Consider the following 21,144-nt stretch of genomic DNA (forward strand, 5'->3'; position numbering starts at 1 on the left):
GTTTGCAGGGCCGCCAGGCATTGACCGTCGTCGTGCACAGGCGTAGAGCAGCGCTTGTCATGCCCCGCAAGTACGTCTACTCGTTTGGTGAAGGTGCGGCCGAGGGCCGCGATGACATGAAGGGTCTGCTCGGCGGCAAGGGTGCCGCGCTCGCCGAGATGACCAACGCCGGGATCCCGGTCCCGCCGGGGTTCACGATCACCACGACGGCGTGCACGCTGCACCGCGAGCTCGGGACGATCCCGGCCGAGGTCAGCCGGCAGATCGACGAGCACCTCGCGGTGCTCGAGCAGCGCATGAACCGGACCTTCGGCGACGCCGACGAGCCGCTGTTGGTCTCGGTCCGCTCGGGCGCCAAGGTCTCGATGCCGGGCATGATGGACACGGTCCTCAACCTCGGCCTCAACCCCGAGGCGGTCCGCGGCCTGGCCGAGTCGAGCGGGGATCCACGCTTCGCCCTCGACGCCTACCGTCGCTTCATCATGATGTACTCGGACGTGGTCCTCGGCGTCGAGCGCTCGCGCTTCGAAGCGGTCATGAGCTCGGCGCGCCGCAAGGCTCGCAAGCAGACCGACTCGCAGCTCAGCGCCAAGCAGCTCGAGAAGGTCGTCACCGCGTTCGAGAAGATCGTCCTCGATCGCACGGGCGAGCCCTTTCCCCGTGATCCTCGGGTCCAGCTGCGCGGCGCGATCGAGGCGGTGTTCGGGTCGTGGGACACCGAGCGCGCCCGCCGTTACCGCAAGCTCCACGACATCTCCGACGCGCTCGGGACCGCGTGCAACGTCCAGGCGATGGTGTTCGGCAACCGCGGAGAGCGGAGCGCGACGGGGGTCGGCTTCACCCGCAACCCCGCGACCGGCGAGCGCGAGTTCTACGGCGAGTTCCTTCAGAACGCCCAGGGCGAGGACGTCGTCGCCGGGATCCGCACGCCGCGTTTGCTCGTCGAGCTCGAGGCCGTGCTGCCCGAGGCCTACCGCGAGCTCCAGGACATCGCGCTGCGGCTCGAGCGTCACTACGGCGACATGCAGGACTTCGAGTTCACGATCGAAGAGGGCAAGCTGTTCATGCTCCAGACCCGCACGGGCAAGCGGACCGGGATCGCGGCGGTGAAGGTCGCAACCGACATGGTCGACGAGGGCCTGATCACCCGCGAAGAGGCCGTGATCCGGGTCGAGCCCGTGCAGCTGCTGCAGCTGCTCCACCCGGTCTTCGACCCGGCCGCGCGCGCCGAGCACGAGGTCGCGGCGGTCGGCATCAACGCCTCACCGGGGGCCGCGTGCGGGCGCCTGGTGTTCACGTCCGACGACGCGGTCGCCGAGGCCGAGGCCGGCAACGAGGTCATCCTCGTCCGCCACGAGACCAGCCCCGACGACATCCACGGCATGAACGCCGCGGTCGGGTTGCTGACGGTGACCGGCGGCATGACCAGCCACGCGGCGGTCGTCGGCCGGCAGATGGGCAAGCCCGCGGTCGTCGGCTGCGAGTCGCTCCGGATCAACGCGGCCCGCGAGCAGCTCGAGGTCGGCGGCCACACGGTCGAACGCGGCGACTGGCTGTCGATCGACGGGACCACGGGCGAGGTCATCTTGGCCGAGGTCGGGACCATGCCCTCGGAGGTCGTGCAGGTCGTGACCGGCGAGCTCGACCCGGCCAAGAGCACGATCTTCGCCGGGTTTCAACGCCTGCTCGAGTGGGCCGACCTGACCCGCCGGCTGCGCGTACGGGCCAACGCCGACACCGGGCCCGACGCGGAGGTCGCCCTCGCGCTCGGCGCGGAGGGCATCGGCCTCGCGCGGACCGAGCACATGTTCTTTGGCGCCGATCGCATGCCAAAGATGCAGGACATGATCCTGGCCCGGACCGAGGCCGAGCGGCGCAAGGCCTTGCGCCGCCTCTTGCCCCTTCAGCGCCGGGATTTCATCGCCTTGTTCAAGGCCATGAGCGGCCTGCCGGTCACAATCCGCACCCTCGATCCCCCGCTGCACGAGTTCTTGCCCAACCCGACCGAGCTCAAGGTCGAGATCGAGGTCATGAAGGCGACGGGCAAATCCAAGGGCCAGCGCAAGGCCGACTACGAGGCCAGGCTCGCCGAGCTCGAGGCGATCTACGAGCGGGTGTTGAGCATCACCGAGATCAACCCAATGTTGGGTTGGCGGGGCTGTCGGCTGACCATTTTGGTCCCCGAGATCATCGAGATGCAGGCTCGTGCTCTATTCGAGGCCGCGGCCAAGTGCATTTCGAACGGCGTTTCCGTTGACCCTGAGATCATGATCCCGCTCGTTGGTGACGTCGGCGAATTGCGTCGCCAGCGCGAGGTCGTCGAGCGCGTGGCCAAAGAGGTCGAGGCCAAGCTCGGGGTCCACGTCAACTACAAGATCGGCACGATGATCGAGCTCCCGCGCGCCGCGGTGACGGCCGACAAGATCGCCGAGCAGGCCGAATTCTTCAGCTTCGGGACCAATGACCTGACCCAGACGACCTTCGGCTTCAGCCGCGACGACGCGGGTAAATTTCTCGGGCGCTACGTCGACGAGGGTATCTTGCCTCGCAACCCTTTCGTGTCGATCGACCGCGAGGGCGTGGGTGAGCTCATGCGCATCGCGGTCAGCAAGGGACGCGCGGCCCGTCAGGGCATCAAGATCGGCATCTGCGGGGAGCACGGCGGTGATCCGCAGTCGGTCGGCTTTTGCCACGACCTCGGCCTCGACTATGTCTCGTGCTCGCCCTACCGGATCCCCGTTGCGAGGCTGGCGGCTGCCCAGGCCGTCCTCCACGAGCGTGGCGTCGAGGAGCTGCGCACGCGCGCGCGCAGGAACCTGCGCTACAAGACGCCGCCGACCTACCACGACACGGCGCTCGGCCACGACGCTTGAGCGGTATTCGATTTCCCCGCGCGCCGCGCGACCCCTAAACACAAGAACTGCGTTAAAGCCCTTGCCAGATTCTCCCGCGCGTCGCGCGACCCCTAAACACAGGAAACTGCGTTAGGCCCCCTTTAGGGGGCCACGCAGACGATGGCGAAGCACACCCCAGCCCACCGAGCGAGGAACGAGCGACCGGCCGCTTGGGGCCGTGCGTGGCAGAGTCGCAAACGGCTGTGGGGGTCAAAAACATCCCCTTGCTAGCCATTCTTGACCTTTGCCAAGAGCCACGGATTGGTCCAGGCTAGGTCACATGAGACTTGGAGAAGCAATCGCGCTGGCTCGGCGCTACAGATCTGACGCGCGGCCTCAGGCCGCTTGGTCCATCGACAACGTCCCGACCGCGATCCACGCCCTGACTCAGCGCGGCTCTGCGACCGTCGCGGTCGCGCTGGTCCTCGACGACGACGGCGCCTTGACCGAGGCGATGCCGACGGTCCGCGCGAGCCACTTTCGCGTGTTCGAGCGCAGCATCTCGCGCGAGCTCGGTGAGTCGTGGCCGGTCTTCGTCGAGCGCTGCGGTCGCGAAGCCAAGGAGCTGCCCGCCGAGCTCCTGGCCGAGTTTCACTCCGCCGCGGCCGAGCTCGCGCTGCCCGACGAGCATCGCCTCTGGTACCGGCTGACGTGGAACAGCGAGCTCGAGTGGCACCAGAATTTTGGGCTCAACCTCATCGAGCTGCGCGACGGCGAGCCCGCCGATCCGACGATCGGTCACGACGCCGAGGGCATCCACTATTTTTTTCGCCACGCCCACACCGACCCCAAGCTCGGCCGGCACCTGTTCGATCTCGCCGAGCAGCTGTGCGCCGAGCTCGACCGGGTGCGTGGCCCCCTGATCGGGTTCGTTCGGGCGAAGCTGGAGACCGCGCACGATCCATCGAGCCCCGAGCTCGAGGCCTTCATGCTGCGCGCGGTCGGCGAGCGCGACTTCGAGGTCTACGCCTACCTGCGCGACGCGGCGTCCGATCCGGACGGCCTGGCCCGTGGCTACTGGGAGGTCAGGCTCGCCGAGGACTTCGCGCCCGCGGCGTTTGGCGGCGTGGTCTCGGCGATCCCGCGCTGAGCCTGCGCTCGCGGCTCGCGGGCAGGGTATGCTGCGCCAATGAGCGCCGCCCAGCCCCCGACGAATGCCCAGGTCCCCTGGATCTTGTGGGGCGCGTTCCTGGTCAGCCACGGATTGTTTCTCCTGACCGGGCACATCGTCCACGGCCAGGACAGCGGCCAGGCCGGTGACATCGAGATGATGTCGCTCGTGCTGACGGGGGCCGGGGCGATGACGGCGGTCGGCAGCGCCGTACTCGCGCCGGGCCTGACGCGGCGGCAGCCCTACTTCGTGTCGATGATCATGCGCTTCGCCCTGGCCGAGTCGGCGGCGCTCTTTGGGCTGGTGCTCGCGATGCTCGGCGCCGAGTTTCACTGGGTCTACACCCTCGCGGGCCTCGGCGCCGTCGCGCACCTCGCCGCGGCGCCGACCCAGCGCGAGCGCGAGGCCCACGAGAAGCGCCGGGCCGGGCTCTAGCAGCCCGGGCTGCTAGCGGTGCAATGAGCTTGGCGGCGGGCTCGGGCGGCAGGCGAGCGTCAGCGAGCTGAGGCCGCAGACCCCGATGAACTCGCGCCGATCCATCACTCAGGCTCGGCGTCTTCGATGTCGGCGAGGCGCTTGGCGAGCTGCTTCTTGGCGTCGAGCTGCATCGCCCGCGCGATCTGAATGCGCTGGGCCTGCGGCGAGCCGGCGCCGTGCATCGACTCGGTCAGGTAGCCGACGGCGTTGCGCCCGAGGGTCATGTTCTCGATCAGGCGCAGGATCTTCCAGCGATCGCGCACGTCGACCTCGTCGCGGGTCTTGAGGTACTTCTCGAGCAGGGCCCCGACGGCGTCGGATTCGAGGTCGGCGGCCGAGGGCAGCGTCGCGACCAGGCCGCCAGCGAGATCCTGAGCGAGGCGAGCGATCTCGTAGGGCAGCTTGGTCACGTGATGCTTGCACACGTTGGCGAGCATGTCGTCGTTTAGATAGCAGCCCGACTTTGTCGCCTGGGCCTGATGCGACGACGCGATCCCGATCCCGTAGATCGTCTCATTGAGGTGGGTCATCTCGACTAGCTTGTCGCGGATGTGCGAGGCCTTGGGCACGCCGTTGTAGTCGGCGATCGTCGCGGCCGCGCCGATCAGCACGTCGCCGACCCCGGTCTTGCACACGTAGCTGCGCCGGTGATAGCAGGTGAAGCGCTCGACCAACATCGCGGCGAAGTCGACCTCGCCGTCCATGAACACCCGATCCCAGGGGATGAACACGTCGTCGAAGATGACCAGGGCCTCCTGCCCGGAGAAGCGCGGGTTGCCGCGGTCGAGGCTCGACGGCTCGGCGCTGCGGGTGTCGCAGGACTGGCGGCCGTAGATGTAGGTGATCCCCGGCGCGTCGACGGGGATGGCTCCGATCACGGCATAGTCGCGATCCTCGGGCCCGAGCCGCATCGTCGGCATCACGATCAGCCAGTGCGAATTGATGCACCCGGTCTGGTGGGCCTTGGCCCCGCGGATCACGACGCCCTCGTCGTTGCGCTCGACGACGTGGACGAAGAGATCGGGATCGCTTTGTTGATGCGGCGCCTTGCTGCGGTCGCCCTTGGGATCGGTCATCGCCCCACCGATCACGCAATTGCGCGACTGGACCAGCTTGATGAACTCGCGCAGCCGTCCGTGGTAGGGCGTGTCGTGCTTGGCGTCGAGCTCGAAGGTGACCGAGTACAGCGCGTTGAGGGCGTCCATCCCGACGCAGCGCTGAAAGCAGGTGCCCGTCAGCTGGCCGAGCTTGCGCTGCATCATGTTTTGCGCGACCAGGTCGTCGGCGCTGGCGGCGACGTGTAAGAAACGATTGATCCGCTCGCCGGTCAGCGGCGAGATCGTCGTGGCCAGCTCGGGCTCGCGGGCCGCGAGGTCATAGGTCTCGGCGACGGCGTTGATCGACGGCCGGATGATCGGGTGATCGACCGGCTCGGCCACGCGCTCGCCGTGCAGGTAGACGGCGAGGTCGCGGCCGCGGAGGCTGTCGATGTACTCGGCGCCGCTCGTCAGCGGCCAGGTGGTAGCCAAGGTCGGCCTCAGCTCCGGCGACGGCGCAAGGCGACGCCCGACAGCAAGAGCACGAGGCCGGCGAGGCCGAGGACCCCGTCATCGTTGTCGACGACGGAGCAGGCGCCGTCTTTCTTGTCGTTGTCGGTCTTGGCGTCGTCCTTCTTGGCGTCGTCGGACTTGGCGTCGTCGGTCTTGGCGTCATCGGACTTGGCGTCGTCGGTCTTGGCGTCGTCGGTCTTGGCGTCGTCGGCCTTGGGTTGCTCGGGCGCGGGGGCCTCGACTTCGGGCGCAGGCTCGGGCGCGGGCTCGGGCGCAGGGCCGGGGAGGTCGGCGAGCGCGAGCGCGGGGCCCGTGGTGAGGGCGAAGAAGGTCGCGAGCGCGAGTAGACGGCGAGGGACGGGGGCGGGGCGAGACATGGCCGGCAGTATACCCACCCCGGTCACGGCCAGCCGAAAACCTGACGCAGCGCCATCCCGATCAGCACGCTCGCCGCGTTTGCGAACGCCGCCCACGCCAGGCTCCGGCGCAGGCCGAACGCGCGCAGCCACGCGGCCTCGGTCAGGATCGCGAACAGCTCGGCGATGATCACCATCGTCAGCCACGAGCTCGGGACCAGCTTCGGCATCACGAACCACACGATCGGGTGGGTGATCGCGCTGGCTCCGAACGCGAGGCCGAGCGCCGCCGACCAGCGCGCGACCACAGGCTCGCCCCCGTCGAGGCGCTCGAGCAGCGCGCGCATGTAGATCGGGATCTCGATCACCTGCGTGAACACGAACGCGGTGAGCCACGCGCTCATGTTTTCCGGACGCCTTGGTCGAACACGGCCCCAGCATAGCAGCGGACTACGGGCTCCTCACGACCACGCGCGGGCGTCAATCAGAGCGTCAGCGTGGGCGTCAGTCAGTCGACCTGCGTCGGGGTCAACCCCTTACTCACCGTCGGCGCCGACCAATCGATCAACGCGGGCGCCGACCAGTCGTTGCGCGTGAGCGGCAACCATTTCTCATGTGACAAGACCCACGACGAGCGCGAAGGCTCGGCCTAGCACCCCGGGCTGCTAGCACCCCGGGCTGCTAGAGAACCTGCCCGCGAGGCCAAGTCAAGACGGATCACAGTAGCCGTCGTCGTCCTTCTCGCCCCCGTCTTTCCAGCACTGGAGCCACTCTTCGACGAACTCGTAGCGCGACTGGACGTGCTCATGGAGCTCCTCGACCTCGTCGTAGTAGTCCTCGTTGGACCAGGGCTTGTTCTCGTCCGTGAGCACGGACTCCTCGATCTGTGCGGTCCACTCGTCGATCCGTCCGTGCATCTTCTCGGGCGTGTAGGCCTGATACAAGATCTCCTCGATCTCGCTGATGTAATGCGCGAACCACAGCTCGTCAGCGATGGCCGCGTCGTACCAGGGGCGGCCGTGGCTCGTCTTCCTCTGCCATACGACCAGGTCGGGGTTGACCGGAAAGTCGCCGCCGGGCTCGTCGTTGAAGCGCTCGAAGGTGTTGTCCAGGTCCCAGGGGATGAGCCAGAATTTTCCCTCGATGGGGTGGTCGTATAGATAGAAGTTGAGCCCGCCAGCCCACTTGCCATCGCCGTTTGGAAGCACCGCGTCGGCCGCGTAGACGCGCATGGCCTGCTCGAACGCGAAGTAGGTGTAGACCTCCTCAGTTGACTCTGCGTCCTTCAACTCTTCGAGGCGCTCGTCGTTGGAGGTGTCCTTGTTGGTCTTGAGCTCCCAACCGTGACGCTTCCACAGGTCGCCCGTCGGGTCATCAAACACCCGATCGAGGAAGACCTCGTCGATCTTCTCGACGTTGGTGAAGATGCCGTAGTACTCGCCGTTGATGACCAGGCGCGCGTTGTTGGCACAGGACGCGGCGATGCCGACCTCGCGCATCACGGCCAGCGCGAGGCGGTCGCGCAGCAAGTGCTCATTGGCGGTGTGGGCGTCGAAGCACAGGCGCTTGATCCCGAGGAAGCGGCCATCTGGATCGTTTCGGTGGAACCCGATCTGAAACTGCATCTTGTCGCCGGGCAGCGGGTCCCAGTGGGTCGCGTTGCCGCGCAGGCGGATCTCGGCGTCCTTGATGACGATGTCGCCGTAGCGAAACTCCTCGAGGGGGAGATACTTCTTCGGGTTCAGCCCCATGTCGTAGATCGCGTCGCCGCCGTCCCACATCCACTGAAGCTGATCCCACACAACCGGCTGGATGGTGAGTTCGAAGGTCGGCAGCAGGTCCTGGGCGAAGATCGCATGGCAGCCCTCCTCGTCCTGCGGGGGGATCTGCTCGTTGGGATCGGTGTTGTCGTTGCCGTTGCCAAGGTCGGTGGCCGGGCCAGAGTCGGTGGCGTCGGTGGAGTCGGTGGCGTCGGTGGAGTCGGTGGCGTCGGTGGAGTCGGTGGTGCCGGTGGTGCCGCTCGGGCCGTCGCCGTCGCCCGTATCGGCGTCACCGCCGATCTCGTCGCCGTCGCCGTTCGGTGAACCAGTGCTCGTGTCTGCCGCGCCCAAACCCGAATCGTCGGGGCCGCTGTAGCAGGCAATTGTGCAACAAAGGGCGAGTGACGCGAAGATGGTTTGTTGAAGGTCGGCCATGTGTCAGTCATCCCTTGTTGTTGGGGGTTGGGCTATTGAGTTATTGGGTTATTGGCGATGCCAGTTCATGCGAATTGACTCATGGCGCAACCATGGGTGCGTTGAACTGGGCAATTTCGCCTTTTAGGATCGATGTATAGGGGGGGGAACCGTTGGCAACGTAGCTTGGCGCCCTCTCGATCGCAAACGCGGTCCTTGCATGCCAGGTTGGCCCGTCACGCTCGGCGGGGCGGTCGCCGGCTCATTTCGCTATCCATCGCGCAATGGTTCAGCTTGGGAGGTGCTCGGCGCTGAACTACCTCTATGAAAATGACTGCTGTTTTTATCCAGCGCTCGTCGACGACGCGGCGCATCGAGCGAACGCACTGTCGGCGATGGTCTCTTGCGGCGGGCCCGCGGCTGTCCGTCGCTGTCTTCCGCTGTTCGGTGACGATGAGCTCGGGCCGCTCGGCGTCGAGCTCATCGTGGGCCAGCGCAGGACTGCCGACCGACGGCGACAGGGTCTTGCGCGATCTGCTCGCGGACCGAGGCGAGGATCGCCCAGCGGTGGGGTGACGGCGCCGATCAGCCGCCGGTCGCCGGTCGCTCGCCGCCACCAAGGCCGCGAGCGAAACCCGCATCGGGCCCAACAGGCCGAGGCAGGCGAGGAACGGCTAGCGTGATCCACGCAATGGAATTCCGCGCCCGACGTGAGACTCTCTGCTCGCCTTGCCCGTAGCCGCCGCTCCGAAAACGAGTTTCATCGACCGAGTCTTGGAGCCGCCATCCTACGGATGGGAGACCAAGCCGTCGGCGCGCCAACTGTTCCGCGAGCTGCTCACGCGCATCAACGTGTTCGCGGACCGCAAGAACTGGCTGGCGCTGACCAACTGGGTCTGGACCCTGGCGCTGATCCCATTCTTGCTGCTGTTCTTCTTCAAGTACTTCACGTGGTGGATGCTGCCGCTGGGCTTCCTCTACAGCATGGTCGCCATGGGCACCTATGGGACGATCTGGCTCCACCGCTACGGTACCCACCGGGCGTTCGTGTTCAGCCATCCGGTCTGGCGCTTCATCACCCGCAACCTGGTGATCAAGATCGTGCCCGAGGAGATTTACATCGTCTCGCACATGGTCCACCACGCGAAGCCCGAGCAGCCTGGCGACCCCTACAACGCCAAGGCTGGCGGGCTGTACTGCTTCTTGGCCGACGTCACCTCGCAGCCGATCGCCCGGGATCTGTCGCCCGAAGACTACGAGCGGGTCGTCAAGCTCGTCGCGCACACCGGGGTCGTCGCCAACAGCTACGAGCAGTACCAGCGCTGGGGCTCGATCGCGCACCCGCTGCGGACGACCCTGCACTTCGGCCTCAACTGGGCGTTTTGGTACGGCGCCTTCTACCTGATCGGCGGGCACCTGCTCGCGGTCACGATGTTCGGCTCGGCCCACATTTGGGCGATCGGAATCCGGACCTTCAACTTCGCCGGGCACGGCGGCGGCAAGGACAAGCGGCGCGACGGCGTCGACTTCAACCGGCGTGATCTCTCGATCAACCAGTACTGGCCCGGGTTCGTCGCTGGCGAGTGGCACAACAACCACCACCTCTACGCCAGCAGCGCCCGCGCGGGCTTCCTCTGGTATCAGATCGACCTCGCCTGGTACTACATCAAGTTCCTCTCGATGATCGGCGCCGTCTCGTCCTATCAGGACCATCGCGCTCGCTTCCTCAAGCAGCACTGGGAGCCCTACCTCGCTCGCAAGCGCGCGGATCTCGAGCGCTCGGTCGACGCCGTCGAGCACGCCGAGTCGTGATGGAACCCGCGCCGGGGGCGCGATCTGGTCCGAGGGCGCACGAGCTGCGGTGGACACCCGGTCAATTTCGGGGTACACGCGTGCCTTCGCAGGGTTGATCCGCCTTCGTTTGGCGGCTCACACCACGCGAGACACACTTTCAGGAAAGCACAAAATGGCAGAGGGTACGATCAAGCGTCTCACGGACAAGGGCTTCGGCTTCATTGACACTGGCACCGGCAAGGACATGTTCTTCCACATGTCGAACCTCGAGGGCGTCCGCTTCGAGGAGCTCCGCGAAGGCCAGAAGGTCTCTTTCACCCCGGGTGAAGGCCCGAAGGGCCCCCGCGCCGAGAACGTCCGTACCATCTGACGTTTTGAGGTGACCTTTTGAGGCAGCGCTACGTGCGCTGAGACGGGGCCGACGCTTGTCGGCCCCGTTTTTCGTTAACCGACCGGATCGAATTCTTCGCACGCACCGCTGATGACGGAGACCGCGTCGAGGAAGAAGGGGCTGTAGTCCGGCTCACAGACCGACGCTCGGCTACTTTGCTCGAACAGGTCCAAGAACGCGCTCATCCGTGGGGCGGCGACCGCTTCGGCCCCGCACAGCGGCATGCCGAGGTCGCCGTCGGGGAGCAGGCCGAGGACCACGACCGCGTCGGGGTTGTCGGCCTTGGTGGCGACCACGGCGTCGAACCATGTGCCGGGCTCGTCCATCGAGTGTTCGTCGGGCTCGTCGGTGATGATCGTGATGACCAGGATCGCGTCGTCGCGGACGAAGCCCTCGTTGCAGCCGCCGGGCTCACCGAGCTCGTCCCCGAGCGCGCGGACCATCGCGTCCATCGGTCGCTCGGTGTCACCACCGTCGACGCCGACCTTGGCCACGCACGAGAAGCTCGCGAGCAGGTCCGGCTCGCCCGACTGGATGTAGCGCGCGTCGCTGGCCAGGGCGCAGTCTTGGTTGCTGGCGGCCTCGCCCATTGGGGCGATCACGCCGCCTCCGATGGTGATGTCACACAGCTCGGGCGGCGGCGTCTGGCAGTCGAACTCGGGCGCGTCGGGGCAAAAACCGAGGGTCGTGCAGGCGTTGGCGCAGTCGGTGCCGCTCCACTGGCCGTCGCTGTCGACGACCATCACGTGCCAGTCGTCGGCCTCGACGTTGTCCATCATCGCCGCGACGAGGCCGGGGAAGCTTGCGATCAGGTTGGCCTGGTTGTCGGCCATCGAGCCTGACGAGTCGATCACGAACAGAAAGTCGATCTTCTCGCAGCCGCCCTCCTCGCCGCCGGGGAGGTCGGTCTCCTGGCTCAGATCGAGCTTGGTGCCGCCGTCGGGATCGTCGGTGTCGGTGCTGGTCGTGATACCCGTGTCGTCTTCGGAGCCCACGCCCTCGGCGTCGTCGGTGTTGGTCGCGTCGCCGCCGGGGTCAGCGCAGGCGGACAGCGAGAGCAGCGCGGCGATCGAGAGGCGCGAGATCGTGCTTCGGTGGACCTGGCTCACGCTGCACCTCCGCGGCGACGCACGAGCCCGAGTCCGAGCCCGACCGCGACCAGCCAGCCGAGCGGGGCGGGGTGGTCGGTCTCGGTCGAGCAGCTGCAGCCGTCGGCGCCGACATCGGCCGCGCCGCCGCCCGTGCCCGTGTCGCCCTCACCGGCGCTGTCTTCGGCGGTGGCGCCCTCTTCGCCGCCGTCCTCGCCGCTGTCACCCGCCGAGCTGCCGCCGTCACCGTCACCTGCGGGGTCGCCGTCGCCGTCGCCTCCTGTGTCGCTGTCGCCGTCGCCTCCGTCACCATCGTCCGGAGCTTCGTCGCCGTACAGGGTCTGGGCGACGTTGGACAGGAGCGTGAACTCGTTGAGCCCGACGCGGTAGTCGAGGGCCGAGCTGTCGTCGTAGAGGCCGTACTCAGCCAGCTCGATCACGTAGCTGCGGTCGCCGTTCTCGTCGGCGCCGAGGTTGCCGAGCTGCCACACGACCTCGTCGCCCATGAGCACGCCGCCCTCGGTCGCCGAGACAAAGGTTGTGTTGGGTGGCAGCTGGGCCCGGAGCACCGCGTCGAGGGCCGTGGCCGCGCTGGCGTTGACGTAGGTGACGTCGACCTCGATCTGCGCAACCATGGTGAAGTCGGGAGCGGCCGTGGCCAGGTTCAAGGTTGGGAGCCCGTCGACCGTCGCGCACGGGGCCTCGAACAGCGAGTTGAGGAACAGGCGCGTGCCCTGGGTGTCTGGGTTGTCCGAGATCGGGAGGTTGGTCTTGTATTGGTGACCGCCGAGGTAGCTGATCTTGCCGAGCGAGCCGCACTCGGGCGCATCCGGGGGGCAGGTGCCGTCGAGGTAGCCGGTCATCCACACGTCCTCGACCCCGACCGGCGTGTCCGCGCCCGTGATCATGGTGATGCCGCCGGCGAGGTAGTCGTCGCCCATCGGCAGGCTGTAGGACGGCTCGCTGCCGCCGACAGCCTCGAACAGCCCATCGAGCTGGGCGTAGGGCGAGCTCGGGTTGAAGTGCTCGACCTCGTTGGGGCTGTCGCCGATCTCGAAGCCGTTGGGCGTCAAGAAAAAGCCGTGGGGATCGAGGTTCTCGAACGCGTTGACCGCCTGGCACTCGGCGAAGAAGTGCACGGGGTTGTTGAGGTACTCGCGGACCTCGGCGACGACCTCGGGGTCGTTCTCGGCGTCGCCGACGCCCCAGTGCATCGACATCAGCTGGCAGTAGACCGGGTCGCCGTCTTCGTCGAAGAGCAGGCCGTCACGGTGGTTGTCTTCGGTCGGGCCCGAGAGCTCGTCGACGTCGAGCATGTCGGGGCTATCGTCGGGCCACAGCAGGTCGCCGGTCGAGTCGGGGATACCCGCGGCGGCCAGGTACCCGCGCGCGATCTTCTGATTGCCGTCGGCGATCATCGCGATCGTGGGCGCGACCACGAGGTAGTGGCCGACCTCGGCCTCGAACGCGACGCTGGCCTCGTGGACGGCGAGGTCGGGGTTTTGCTGCTGCCAGGCCTCGACGATCGGCAGCGCCTCGGCGGCGTCGGCGGCGTCGATGACCCACGGGCCGCCGCGGTAGTCGTGCATCGGGATCGGGTCGCCGGTCGCCAGGTCCGTGGCCGCCGCGCTGAAGTCGGTTCCATCTTGGGCCTTGGCGTCGTTGATCGCCCAGCGCACGGGGACGTCGTTACTGAGCAGCTCATAGACCAGGCCATAGGCGCGGAGCATGCCCATGTCCTGGTAATCGGTGTCCATCGGGATGATCAGCGTTCCGACGTCGAATTGATCGAGCTGTGGGTCTCCACCTGCGTTCGCGGTGCCGGGCATGACCAGGACCCCCACCGCGAGACCGACTGTACTGAGCGCCATAATTTGCGATGGAACCGACGACAACGACATCATCCTAGTTGACCACCATCGAGCGCGGATCTCCAGCTTATATTCTGCGCACGCGAAATTGAGTGTGTGGGACACCCACCATGATTCGGTAGAATTGTCCGGAGTGCTTGATTCACTCGACATTGCCGCGGGAGCTTCGCGCAGCCGTCTATCCGATGTTCGCGCGAACGCCGTAGGCATCGCTACGATCCGATCATTCAGAGCGCGGATTCGAGCCGTCTTGGTATTCGACGGTTCGATCCGTCCCCGACGAGCGGTCTACCCGCGGACGACGGCGTGGGGCAGGGGCTGACCGTGGACGCCCGCGAGCAGGTTCATGCACGCGAGCTCGGCCATGCGGCGGCGCGTGGACTCGGTCGCCGAGCCGATGTGCGGGACGATCAGGCAGCCTGGCGCGGCGAACAGCGGGTGATCGGGCGGGAGCGGCTCGGGCGAGGTCACGTCGAGGGCGGCGCCGCGCAGCCGGCCTGCCCGCAGCGCGTCGAGCAGCGCGTCCTGATCCACGATCGAGCCGCGCGCGGTATTGATCAAGATCGCGCCCGGCTTCATCCGCGCGAGGGCGTCTCGATTGATCATGCCCTGGGTCTCGGGCGTCAGCGGCACGTGGAGGCTGACGAAGTCGGCGCGCGCGAGCAGCTCGTCGAAGGCTACCCGGCGCGCGCCGAGCTCCTCGGCCTCGGGGTGGTCCGAGCGGCTCGCGTAGCAGATCTGCATGCCGAAGCCGCGCGCGCGCTCGCCGACGGCGTAGCCGATCTTGCCGAGGCCGACGATCCCGAGCGTCGTCCCGCGCAGCGACACGCCGAGCCAGCCGTCTGGAGTCCAGGTGTGCCAGCGGCCCTCGCGGGCGTCGCTCGCGGCCTCGTCGAGTCGCCGGGCGCTGGCGAGCAGCAGGGCCATGGTGAGGTCGGCGGTCGCGTCGGTCAGCACGCCCGGGGTGTTGCCGACCGCGATGTTGCGCGCGGCGCAGGCCTCGAGCTCGATGTTGTCGTGGCCGACGGCCATGTTGCTGACCACGCGCAGCGCGGGCAGGCGCGCGAGCAGCCCGGGGCCCACGGGCATGGTCAGGAGTGAGAGCAGGCCGACGACCTCGGACAGGCGCGGAGCTGGGACGGCGTCGAGGCCGACGATGACCTCGCACTCGGCGTCGAGGCTCGCTAGCCAGTCGCCCGGGACCTCGGGCGGGACGACGACGAGTGGGGTCATGGCGGCGCGAGCGGGTCGGGGAGCTGGTCGAGGGCGGCGCTCGCGGTGGGGTGCGCCGCCTTGAGCTCGGCCAGCCAGCTCGAATCGTAGCGCTCGAGCACGTCGCGCAGGCCGTGCCAGCACGCGGGCAGCGAGCCATCGAGCTCGCGGCGTAGCCAAAAACCCGCGGCCATCGGCCCGGTCATGGTCGTGCCGTCCCTGCCGCCACCATAGGCGGGGATGCTGCCGCTGTAGTGCCCCTCGAGCCAGTTGATCCCGTCGGCGCCCCTCGATGTGTCGCGGAGGTAGGCGTCGGCCTCGGTCCTGAGCGTGCCCGGCTCGACCAGATAAAACAGGCTGTGGCCCATGACCCGGAAGAAGCGCTGAAACACGCGCTCATAGGCGAGCTGAACCGGGATCCCCTCGATGTACTGCTCGGGCGCGGGCAGCAGCTGGGTCCGGGCCCAGGAGATGATCTCGGGGTTGACCGCGTCGAAGGGCAGGGTCGAGCCGGCGACCGTGGCGGGCACGCCCGCGAGGGCCTCGATCGGGCGGTAGTCGGCGTAGTGGCCCGGCGGCTGGCCGCTGAGCTGGCCGGCGCACCCGTTGAGATCGCCGTAGTAGAGGATCCCGTTGATCCCGGCCATCAGCATGCCATAGCTGCGGTCGTTGATCTCGAGCGGGGGCCCGTCGTGGGCGAACATGTACTCGTAGGGGCTCGAGAACCAGCACCCATAGAGTTCGGCGACCTCGGCCGAGATCGGCGAGAACAGCCGGCCGCCCTCGGTGTCGGGCTGCGACTCGACGAAGGTCTTGGCGTCAGTCCGCGCCGCCTCGCTGCCCGCGTCGAGTTCGGGCAGCGTGGCGGGCACCTTGTGGCACGACAGCGCCAGCAGCGGGGCCATTAAAACCAGGCGACGGGCCATGCCGAGCGGACCTTCAGCTGCCGAGGGCCTTGTCGAGCTCGGCCGAGATGCTCGCGACGTCGGTCGCGTTTCCGGCCCGCGTGCCGTTGATGAACATCGTCGGCGTGCCGTCGACGAAGACCTCTTTGCCGAGCTCGAGCTCGGCGTCGACGGTCGCCTTGTAGGTGCCGTCGTCGAGGGCCTTGTTGAACGCGGCCATGTCGAGGCCGACCTCCTTGGCGTACTTCTCGAGATCCGCGCGCTCGAGCGCCTTTTGGTTGGCGAACAGCTTGTCGTGGAACTCCCAGAACTTGCCCTGGGCCTGGGCCGCGAGCGAGGCCTGAGCGGCGAGGTGGGCCTGCTGGTGGAAGCTGAGCGGGAACTGCCGGAACACGAAGCGGACCCGGTCGCCGTACTTGGACTTGATCTCGTTGACCGCGTTGGCGGCGCGGCTGCAGTAGGGGCACTGGAAGTCGGAGAACTCGACGACCGTGACCTTCGCGTCTTCGGGCCCGAATGAGGGCACGTCGCCCTCGGTGAGCTTCGCGACCTTGTCGGCCGGGAGCGGCTTGTTCTTGGCCTCCATGCGCTGGAGCTCGGCGAGGGTCTTGTCGTAGCCGGCGGTCATCGCCACGCACTTCTCGCTCGGCATGTTCGGCGTCTGGGCCTTGACCATCGCGCAGGTCTTGGTCTCGGGCCCGAGGTCCTTGCACAGGCGCTCACTGAGCTCGGCGCAGACCTGGCCTTGGGCGGCCAACTGCTGCTTCGTGTACTCGATGTCGGTCAGGCCGACGGCGCAGGCCTTGGGCGACAGCAAGGTCAGGGCGGTCTTGACCGACGTGCAGGCCTGGGTCTCGGCCCCGGCCTCTTCGCAGATCTTGTTTGCGAGGTTGGTGCAGGACTCGGCGTCGCCTTCGGGCGTCGCGGTCGCGGTTGCAGCCCCGGCCTCGGCTGCGCCAGCTTCGGCGTCCTTGGCGGCCGGCGCAGCTCCGGGAGGGGCGTCGCAGCCGAGCAGCGAGAGCGTGGCCACGAGGGGCAGGAGCACGAAGAACGCGTTGCGTTTCATCGCCGCACAGTCTGTCGGTGTCGCCCGCGTGTCAATCGGACCGCCTGAGACCCCACAGACGGCGTCATAGGGGTGTTTCGATGCGCCAGGTGACGCGCTCGCCAGCACGCAGCGGGACCAGGAGCTCGTCGCCGAAGGCCAGCGTGTCGGGCACCTCCCACGGATCACGGACCAGCGTGATCGTCTTGACGTTGCGCGCCAGGCCATAAAAATCGGGGCCGTGGTGGCTGGCGAAGCCCTCGAGTCGGTCGAGGGCGCCGGCCTCGTCGAAGACCTCGGCGTAGAGCTCGAGCGCGGCGTGGGCCGTGTAGATGCCCGCGCAGCCGCAGACGCTGTACTTGGCCGAGACCGGGTGCGGCGCGCTGTCGGTCCCGAGGAAGAACTTGGCCGAGCCCGAGGTCGCGGCCTCGACCAGAGCCAGGCGATGGCGCTCGCGTTTGAGGATCGGGAGGCAGTAGTAGTCGGGTCGGATGCCGCCGCGAAACATGGCGTTGCGGTTGAGCAGCAGGTGGTGGGCGGTGATCGTCGCGGCCGTATTTGGCCCGGCCTCGCGGACCCAGGTGACCGCGTCGTCGGTCGTGATGTGCTCGAGCACGATCCGCAGCTGCGGGTGGCGAGCTCGCAGCCGCGTCAGGGGTCCGGCGATGAACCGGGCCTCGCGATCGAAGACGTCGTCGCTCGGGTCGGTGCTCTCGCCGTGGACCAGCAGCGGGATCGCGTGGGCGGCCATGGCCTCGAACACGGGCGCGAGCGGGTCGAGGCCGGTGACGCCGGCCTCGGAGTTGGTCGTGGCTCCCGCGGGGTAGAGCTTGACCGCGACGAGCTCGGGGGTCGCGGCCACACGCTCGATCTCGGCTGCGCTGGTGGTCTCGGTCAGGTACAGGGTCATCAGCGGCTCGAAGCTCGAGCTCACCGGGCGCGCGGCCAGGATCCGCTCGCGGTAGGCCAGGGCATCGGCGACGGTCGTGACCGGCGGGCGCAGGTTGGGCATCACGACCGCCCGAGCGAAGCGCGCGGCGCTGGCGGCCACGACCGAGGCCAGGCGGGCGCCGTCTCGCAGGTGGAGGTGCCAGTCGTCGGGTCGCGCGATCGTGAGTCGGTCCACGGGGCCTTGTACCCGGGCCGCGTAAAAAAAATCTACCCGATCACTCGCCAGCGGTGACTATCCTTGCCGTCTCCTGATTCGGGCCTTCGTGCGTAGCGAGGGCCCGCGAACGATATGCCCAACCCAGTCACGACCTCGGACGAGTCGACGATCGGCACCGCCGGGCCAGGTCGGGTTGGGGGCACCGACGGCGCGTGGATGCCGAGCACGCAGTCGTTGTTCGGCGACTCCGACAACGAGGCCCGGATCGTCCGGGACTCGATCAAGGCCCGCCTGTTTCCGGGCCTGTCGGGGCCACGATCGCACAGCGCGGGGGCCCTCGGGTTCGCGGTCCCGCGGGTCGGGCGCTTCTCGGTCCTGCGCAAGCTCGGCGAGGGCGGGATGGGCGTCGTATTTCTCGCCTACGACGAGGAGCTCGACCGCAAGATCGCTGTTAAGGTCTTGCGTCGAACCACCGAGCGCGACGTCAGCCGCGCCCGGCTCACGCGCGAGGCCCAGGCGCTCGCGCGGCTCTCGCACCCCAACGTCGTTCAGATCTACGAGGTCGGCGACTACGAGGGCCAGACCTTCATAGCGATGGAGTACGTCGCGGGCCAGACCCTGCGCCGCTGGCTCGAGCAGCCCCGGCCCTGGCGGGAGGTCCTCGCCGCCTTGATCCAAGCTGGCCGCGGGCTCGAGGCCGCGCACGTCGCCGGGCTCGTGCACCGCGACTTCAAGCCCGACAACGTGCTCGTCGGCGAGGACGGTCGGGTCCGGGTCCTCGACTTTGGCCTGGTCCGCGCGGACCTTGGCTTCGATTCGGTCGAGGAGCCGTCCCTGGTTTCAAGCGGCGAGCGAGCGCTCGACGAGGCCCTGACGCGGACGGGGTCGGTGCTCGGCACGCCGGTCTACATGTCGCCCGAGCAGCACCTCGGCGAGCAAGCCGACGCGCTCGGCGATCAGTTTAGCTTCTGCGTCACGGCCTGGGAGGCCCTCCACGGTCAGCGGCCCTTTGGTCATCGCTCGCGCGCCGAGTTGATCGACGCCGTCTTGACCAAGGCGATCGCCTCGCCGCCCAAGGGCTCCCCGATCCCGCGAACGCTCCGGGCCCACGTCGAGCGCGGGCTCGAGCCCGAGCGAGACCGGCGCTGGCCAGCGGTCAGCAGCTTGCTCGTCGCGCTCGAGGCCGAGCTCGCGCCGCGGCGGCGCACGGTCTGGGCGCTCGGGGCCGTCGCGGTCCTCGCGGCCGGACTCGCGGCCTGGATCGCGCTGGCCTGGGCCGGCGAGCAGCCCGACGCCGACGAGCAGGTGTGCGCGCTCGGGCCCGAGCAGCTCGACGGGACCTGGGACGCAGCGCAGGCCGACGCGCTGCACCGCAGCTTCGCGGCGACCGAGCTCGGCTACGCCGACGAGGCCGAGGCGATCGTGCGGGCCAGCCTCGACGGGTGGGCCGCGGACTGGATCGCGGCCAGCCGCGACGCCTGCGAGGCCACGCGGGTGTATGCGATCGCGTCCGAGGAGCTGCTCGACCGCCGCGGCGCGTGCCTGGCCGAGCAGCGGCTGGCGGTCGCGGGCCTCGTCGCCGTGTTGGTCGAGGCTGACGCGCAGGTTGTTCAGCGCGCGGCCGAGCTGCTCGCGGGCGTGCCCGAGCCGCAGGAGTGCGCGCGGATCGAGCTCCTCGATGGGCGGCCTGCGCTGCCCGAAGACCCTGACGCTCGCGCGGCGGTGTTGGCCGGGCAGGGGAAGCTCGCCGAGGTTCGAGCGCTGCGTGCGGCCGGGAGGCGCGAGGCCGCCGAGGCTGCGCTCGCGGGGATCCTCGCTGGGGCGCCGCCGGTCGCCAGCGTCGACATCGACGCCCGCGCGCAGGCGGCCTTGATTGAGCTGGAGTATGGGCGTGGTCGGCAAGAAGATCTGGTCGCGCGGGTGCGGAGCCTGGCCGCGGAGGCCGAGCTCGCTGGGGATGATGTGCTCGCGGCTGACTTGCGCGTCGAGCTGGCCTTGTTGGTTGCGGGCAAGCTCGCCGGTCCGCGGACCGAGCTGTGGTTGGTCGAGGATGCTCGCGTCGCGCTCGCGCGGCTCGGCACCAGCGACGAGCGTCGTGGGGCTCAGCTCGAGCTCGCCTCGGCTCAGGTTGACCAGCACCGTGGGCGGCTGGCGCAGTCTGGCGACGCCTACCGAGAGCTGATCTCGCGGGCTGACGCGCGGGATTGGTCGGAGATCGCCACAGTTGCGAGTCTCGAATTGGCGGCGGTGCTCGATGGCCTCGGGGACTACGAGCTGGCCGAAGCGGCCTACGCGAACGCTAGCGAGCGCGCGCGACAGCGGTTCGGCGAGGGCCACCCGCGCGTGGCGTACGTCGACTTGAACCACGCGCTCCATGCGATCGACGTTGGCGACGAACACCAGGCTCGGCGACTGCTAGCGAAGGCCGAGGCGGCCATCATCGATAGCCAGGGTCGTGACTCGCTCGAGTTTGCGCGCGTCGAGGTCGCGCGTGCCAAGCTCGCGGTCATCGACGGCCAGTGGAGTCACGCGCTCGCGCTGCTCGAGTCGTCACGCGCGACCTACCAAGCCAAGCTCGGAGTTGACCACGAAGAGACCGCGCGGCTGCTCGATTTCCTCGCCACCCTGCGCTACTACAACGGTGATCTCGACGGCGCGTTGGTGGCCTACGAGGCGGCGCTGAAGGTCCTCGAGCGCCGCTTCGAGCCCGGCCACGAGACCCTCGTTGTGCTTCACGCCAATCTTGGAGACACTCTTCTCGCCCAGGGGCGCCTTCCGCAAGCACAGCGCGCATTCGATGAGTCGCTCGCCCAACTCGAGCTTGGCCTCGGGCTCGATCATCCCGTGGCCTGTGTCGCGCTCGCCGGCCGTGGTGAGATTGCCCTTGCCCGTGGCCAGGCCGACGCGGCGATCCCCGATCTCGAGGCCGCGCTCGCTCTGCTTCGCCGTCAGGCCGGTGACGCGGCTGAACTCGCCCAGACCCAAATGTCCCTCGCCCGGGCCCTCGCCGCCGTCGATCGTGAGCCCGAGCGGGTCGAGCAGCTCGCCGTTGCGGCCCGCTCGACCTTCGTCGATCTCGACCTCACCGAGTCCGTCGCTGCCCTCGACCTGTGGCGCGCGAGCCTCGACTGAACGTTCTGTAAACCCGATACTTCACGCACCGGAGAC

17 protein-coding genes are annotated in these 21,144 nt (G+C 68.2%); 7 read left to right on the top strand and 10 right to left on the bottom strand.

The annotated features are described in order from the left end of the window. Positions 1–59: 59 nt before the first annotated feature. From ppdK to ENSA5_RS02560, 3 genes are all read left to right on the top strand, one after another. Entirely contained in the window at positions 60–2,873 is a 2,814-nt protein-coding gene (gene ppdK, locus ENSA5_RS02550) for a pyruvate, phosphate dikinase (protein WP_106389957.1), read from the top strand. A 301-nt stretch (positions 2,874–3,174) separates the two neighbouring features. Beyond that, positions 3,175–3,984, top strand: coding sequence for a hypothetical protein (locus tag ENSA5_RS02555; protein ID WP_106389958.1), 810 nt, complete (start codon positions 3,175–3,177; stop codon positions 3,982–3,984). A 39-nt stretch (positions 3,985–4,023) separates the two neighbouring features. After that, the gene (locus tag ENSA5_RS02560; protein WP_106389959.1) at positions 4,024–4,440 is read left to right on the top strand and encodes a hypothetical protein; all 417 of its coding nucleotides are present in this window, start codon (positions 4,024–4,026) and stop codon (positions 4,438–4,440) included. A gap of 104 nt (positions 4,441–4,544) precedes the next feature. On the opposite strand, the gene ENSA5_RS02565 is transcribed toward ENSA5_RS02560, so the two are convergent. From ENSA5_RS02565 to ENSA5_RS02575, 3 genes are read right to left on the bottom strand one after another with little or no spacing between them, the layout of a single operon-like run. Next, positions 4,545–6,011, bottom strand: coding sequence for a 4-hydroxyphenylacetate 3-hydroxylase family protein (locus tag ENSA5_RS02565; RefSeq protein ID WP_106389960.1), 1,467 nt, complete (start codon positions 6,009–6,011; stop codon positions 4,545–4,547). A gap of 8 nt (positions 6,012–6,019) precedes the next feature. After that, entirely contained in the window at positions 6,020–6,409 is a 390-nt protein-coding gene (locus tag ENSA5_RS36880) for an MYXO-CTERM sorting domain-containing protein (RefSeq protein ID WP_106389961.1), read from the bottom strand. Between the two features lie 23 nt (positions 6,410–6,432). Continuing rightward, positions 6,433–6,792: a hypothetical protein gene (locus ENSA5_RS02575; RefSeq protein WP_106389962.1), complete on the bottom strand. Its 360-nt coding sequence runs from the start codon at positions 6,790–6,792 to the stop codon at positions 6,433–6,435. Between the two features lie 93 nt (positions 6,793–6,885). Between ENSA5_RS02575 and ENSA5_RS36885 the strand changes: the two genes are divergently transcribed. Beyond that, complete coding sequence (locus tag ENSA5_RS36885; RefSeq protein WP_181197257.1) at positions 6,886–7,041, top strand: hypothetical protein; 156 nt, start codon at positions 6,886–6,888, stop codon at positions 7,039–7,041. A gap of 54 nt (positions 7,042–7,095) precedes the next feature. Here ENSA5_RS36885 and ENSA5_RS02580 read toward each other — a convergent pair whose 3' ends face one another. Continuing rightward, on the bottom strand, positions 7,096–8,499 hold the full coding sequence (locus ENSA5_RS02580; protein ID WP_181197259.1) for a CotH kinase family protein: 1,404 nt from the start codon (positions 8,497–8,499) through the stop codon (positions 7,096–7,098). Positions 8,500–9,336: 837 nt separating this feature from the next. Between ENSA5_RS02580 and ENSA5_RS02590 the strand changes: the two genes are divergently transcribed. Next, a complete protein-coding gene (locus tag ENSA5_RS02590) occupies positions 9,337–10,374 on the top strand; it encodes a fatty acid desaturase (RefSeq protein WP_258182706.1) in 1,038 nt (345 codons plus the stop codon). Between the two features lie 154 nt (positions 10,375–10,528). Then, positions 10,529–10,726 carry a cold-shock protein gene (locus ENSA5_RS02595; RefSeq protein WP_106389966.1) on the top strand — a complete coding sequence of 66 codons (198 nt, stop codon included), beginning with the start codon at positions 10,529–10,531 and terminating at the stop codon, positions 10,724–10,726. A 74-nt stretch (positions 10,727–10,800) separates the two neighbouring features. Here ENSA5_RS02595 and ENSA5_RS02600 read toward each other — a convergent pair whose 3' ends face one another. From ENSA5_RS02600 to pyrC, 6 genes are all read right to left on the bottom strand, one after another. Next, positions 10,801–11,856, bottom strand: coding sequence for a hypothetical protein (locus tag ENSA5_RS02600; RefSeq protein WP_106389967.1), 1,056 nt, complete (start codon positions 11,854–11,856; stop codon positions 10,801–10,803). Then, positions 11,853–13,664, bottom strand: coding sequence for an MYXO-CTERM sorting domain-containing protein (locus ENSA5_RS02605; protein ID WP_146155237.1), 1,812 nt, complete (start codon positions 13,662–13,664; stop codon positions 11,853–11,855). Before ENSA5_RS02605 ends, ENSA5_RS02600 begins: the two co-directional genes overlap by 4 nt. A gap of 330 nt (positions 13,665–13,994) precedes the next feature. Further along, on the bottom strand, positions 13,995–14,939 hold the full coding sequence (locus tag ENSA5_RS02610) for a 2-hydroxyacid dehydrogenase (protein ID WP_106389969.1): 945 nt from the start codon (positions 14,937–14,939) through the stop codon (positions 13,995–13,997). Further along, positions 14,936–15,844, bottom strand: coding sequence for a hypothetical protein (locus ENSA5_RS02615; protein ID WP_146155238.1), 909 nt, complete (start codon positions 15,842–15,844; stop codon positions 14,936–14,938). Before ENSA5_RS02615 ends, ENSA5_RS02610 begins: the two co-directional genes overlap by 4 nt. 13 nt (positions 15,845–15,857) lie before the next feature. Then, on the bottom strand, positions 15,858–16,889 hold the full coding sequence (locus tag ENSA5_RS38865; protein WP_106389971.1) for a DsbA family protein: 1,032 nt from the start codon (positions 16,887–16,889) through the stop codon (positions 15,858–15,860). Between the two features lie 64 nt (positions 16,890–16,953). Continuing rightward, positions 16,954–17,994 (bottom strand): dihydroorotase, encoded by a 1,041-nt coding sequence (gene pyrC, locus ENSA5_RS02625; RefSeq protein WP_106389972.1) that lies wholly within the window; start codon positions 17,992–17,994, stop codon positions 16,954–16,956. Between the two features lie 114 nt (positions 17,995–18,108). Here pyrC and ENSA5_RS02630 point away from each other — a divergent pair, with 114 nt between their 5' ends. After that, the gene (locus tag ENSA5_RS02630) at positions 18,109–21,108 is read left to right on the top strand and encodes a serine/threonine-protein kinase (protein WP_106389973.1); all 3,000 of its coding nucleotides are present in this window, start codon (positions 18,109–18,111) and stop codon (positions 21,106–21,108) included. Positions 21,109–21,144 lie beyond the last annotated feature (36 nt).

This window comes from Enhygromyxa salina (genome assembly GCF_002994615.1).
In the GTDB taxonomy this organism is placed as follows: domain Bacteria; phylum Myxococcota_A; class Polyangia; order Nannocystales; family Nannocystaceae; genus Plesiocystis; species Plesiocystis salina_A.

What these genes read in the sequence shown, in the direction of transcription:
- ppdK (WP_106389957.1), top strand. Translation starts at nt 60, where the DNA reads ATGCCCCGCAAGTACGTCTACTCGTTTGGTGAAGGTGCGGCCGAGGGC.
- ENSA5_RS02555 (WP_106389958.1), top strand. Translation starts at nt 3,175, where the DNA reads ATGAGACTTGGAGAAGCAATCGCGCTGGCTCGGCGCTACAGATCTGAC.
- ENSA5_RS02560 (WP_106389959.1), top strand. Translation starts at nt 4,024, where the DNA reads ATGAGCGCCGCCCAGCCCCCGACGAATGCCCAGGTCCCCTGGATCTTG.
- ENSA5_RS36880 (WP_106389961.1), bottom strand. Translation starts at nt 6,409, where the DNA reads ATGTCTCGCCCCGCCCCCGTCCCTCGCCGTCTACTCGCGCTCGCGACC.
- ENSA5_RS02575 (WP_106389962.1), bottom strand. Translation starts at nt 6,792, where the DNA reads ATGAGCGCGTGGCTCACCGCGTTCGTGTTCACGCAGGTGATCGAGATC.
- ENSA5_RS02595 (WP_106389966.1), top strand. Translation starts at nt 10,529, where the DNA reads ATGGCAGAGGGTACGATCAAGCGTCTCACGGACAAGGGCTTCGGCTTC.
- ENSA5_RS02605 (WP_146155237.1), bottom strand. Translation starts at nt 13,664, where the DNA reads ATGCCCGGCACCGCGAACGCAGGTGGAGACCCACAGCTCGATCAATTC.
- ENSA5_RS02610 (WP_106389969.1), bottom strand. Translation starts at nt 14,939, where the DNA reads ATGACCCCACTCGTCGTCGTCCCGCCCGAGGTCCCGGGCGACTGGCTA.
- ENSA5_RS02615 (WP_146155238.1), bottom strand. Translation starts at nt 15,844, where the DNA reads ATGGCCCGTCGCCTGGTTTTAATGGCCCCGCTGCTGGCGCTGTCGTGC.
- ENSA5_RS38865 (WP_106389971.1), bottom strand. Translation starts at nt 16,889, where the DNA reads ATGAAACGCAACGCGTTCTTCGTGCTCCTGCCCCTCGTGGCCACGCTC.
- ENSA5_RS02630 (WP_106389973.1), top strand. Translation starts at nt 18,109, where the DNA reads ATGCCCAACCCAGTCACGACCTCGGACGAGTCGACGATCGGCACCGCC.